This window comes from Candidatus Hakubella thermalkaliphila (assembly GCF_013281975.1).
Classification (GTDB): Bacteria; Actinomycetota; Humimicrobiia; order Hakubellales; family Hakubellaceae; genus Hakubella; species Hakubella thermalkaliphila.
The window spans coordinates 1-2,096 of record NZ_BLRZ01000200.1; the positions used below are offsets into that span (position 1 = coordinate 1).

A 2,096-nucleotide genomic window follows, 5' to 3' on the forward strand; every position below is an offset into this window, starting at 1 on the left:
CAGAGGAAAGATAGGATAGTCTCCACTCTGGTCAAAGGGGTGCAATACCTGCTCAAGAGCAACCAGGTAGAAGTGATAAAGGGAACTGCCCATCTGGGAGCAGTGGGCCTGGTGGAGGTAAAAGATGAGGAGGGTGGCCTTCGGAGCGTGGAGGCAGAAAAAGTCATCCTGGCTACCGGGTCCCTGCCCGCCCTCATCCCGGGTGTCACGGTTGATGGTCAAAGGATCATGACCAGCGATGAGGCTCTAAATCTGCAGGAGCTTCCCGATGAAATTCTCATCGTAGGGGCTTCCGTAGTGGGAGTAGAGTTTGCCACTATCTTCAACCAGCTTGGTTCAAAGATCACCTTAGTGGAGATGCTCCCCCGCATTGTTATGACCGAAGACGATGAGATAGCCGCCCTTCTGGCCAAACATCTAAAAAGAAGTGGTGTGGATCTGCTGGTGGGCTACCGGGTGGACAAAGTTTCCCCTCCTGGCGCCGGCCCCATAGCCATCAGTGTGTCCTCCCGGGACGAGGTGAGGGAGCTTAAGGCCAACACCGTTCTTATTGCTATCGGGAGAAAACCCAATACTGCTGAGCTGAACCTGGAAGCAGTGGGTGTAGAGACAGAGAAAGGATTCATCAGAGTAAATGAGCAGATGGAAACCAATGTCCCGGGAATCTATGCTATTGGTGATGTGGTTGGTGGCATGCTTCTGGCTCATGTTGCTTCAGCAGAAGGAATTGTAGCGGCGGAGAACGTGGCGGGGATGGAAAGTACCATGGACTACCGGGCTGTCCCCAGTTGCATTTTTACTTCTCCCGAAATAGCTCATGTGGGTCTCACGGAAAAGGAGGCCCGGGAGAGGGGATACGAGGTAAAGGTGGGGAAGTTTCCCTTCACTGCCAGCGGCAAAGCTTTGGCAGAAGGAGAGAGAGAAGGCCTGGTCAAGATGGTGATTGATAAGACCTATGGTGAGATATTGGGAGTCCATATCATGGGTCCCAACGCCTCCACCCTAATCGCCGAGGCTGCTCTGGCTATGAATCTGGAAGCAACGCCCAAGGAGATCTATGAAACCATCCATGCCCATCCCACTCTCAATGAGGCTCTTATGGAGGCAGCTCTTGATGTAGATGGTTTGGCCATTCATCTACCCCGAAAGGCCAGAAGCTGAGAAGGAGGAAAAGGAGAGGCTCAGGTGACTGAAGAGATAAAGACTATCCTTTTGTGTCTCCAGTGTGGCCAGGAGACGGAGCATCAACTTACCTATCGTGGCCAGTATATCGGAAGCATCGTGTGCCAGAAGTGCGGGAGCAAGATCGAGATGGACAAGGAGAGGCTCCAGGAGGTTTTCTCAGAACGCTTTTTGGAGAATATTCTTTCCAAACCCCACGAGATTACTGAGGGCATGAAAAAAGCCTTGCTGATTCTATTCCCTCTCATCCCCAGACGACTTATCACGGAGCCCTACAAGGTGGCCAAAGAGATATATGAGGTGCTTACGAAGGAGACTGAAGGGAAGAAGTAATTCCCCGATGAGTTATTAGGCGACTTTCCGACTGCAGCCCAGATCTCGGGCGATCTGCTCCTGGTGCGGGTAGCAGTCACCGTTTTTGTCTACGCGTGTTCTTCTCGCTAAACTCTAAGACTTTTCTTCAATTTTAGTGGATACGTCCTATGAGTTTGGCTCACCGGTGAGGATTAGGCTGTTGCCTGTATCCTCTCTTCTTTATCTATCAGTGGGGTGTGTTTGAGGAACTCTTGGGGCAATAGTTCCGATGCATCCAAGATCTCAATGCCAAAAATCTTACCTTCTTTTGTAAAATGAACTATTATCTCTCCTCCTTTGGTCCGTTCACTGTATTCAACAATACCTCTTCTATTATCTACCTCCATTAGCTGGATGTAAGCAGCATCTGCCATTTTGTCATAGGTTATTCTCATCGTCTTTTTCGTCCTCTCTCTCCAAAAGCTGTTATCACTAGTATATCATTATTGCGTTTTTCATACACGACAATTATCATTTTATCGTGAGGTTTGGCCTTTACTTCATACCTCCCTGGCTTTTTGCCTTTGAGTTTTCTCCCTTGAAAATAACATAATTTTCAT

The 2,096-nt window shown here is 49.2% G+C and carries 3 protein-coding genes and 1 pseudogene; 2 read left to right on the forward strand and 2 right to left on the reverse strand.

The genetic code is table 11. The features are described 5' to 3' along the window. Together lpdA and HW443_RS10840 are read left to right on the forward strand one after the other, a co-directional pair. On the forward strand, positions 1-1,161 hold a 1,161-nt coding region (gene lpdA, locus HW443_RS10835; RefSeq protein WP_176238190.1), incomplete at its 5' end, for a dihydrolipoyl dehydrogenase. Between the two features lie 24 nt (positions 1,162-1,185). Then, a complete protein-coding gene (locus HW443_RS10840; protein ID WP_176236174.1) occupies positions 1,186-1,515 on the forward strand; it encodes a bh protein in 330 nt (109 codons plus the stop codon). Positions 1,516-1,530: 15 nt separating this feature from the next. Here the strand turns inward: HW443_RS10840 and HW443_RS14085 are convergent. Then, a pseudogene (locus tag HW443_RS14085) lies at positions 1,531-1,608 on the reverse strand (helix-turn-helix domain-containing protein); the annotation flags it as partial. A gap of 80 nt (positions 1,609-1,688) precedes the next feature. Then, positions 1,689-1,931, reverse strand: coding sequence for a DUF2283 domain-containing protein (locus HW443_RS10845; RefSeq protein ID WP_176226533.1), 243 nt, complete (start codon positions 1,929-1,931; stop codon positions 1,689-1,691). Positions 1,932-2,096 lie beyond the last annotated feature (165 nt).

Excerpts from the sequence above, each read along its gene's own strand:
- HW443_RS10845 (WP_176226533.1), bottom strand. The coding sequence starts at position 1,931 with ATGAGAATAACCTATGACAAAATGGCAGATGCTGCTTACATCCAGCTA.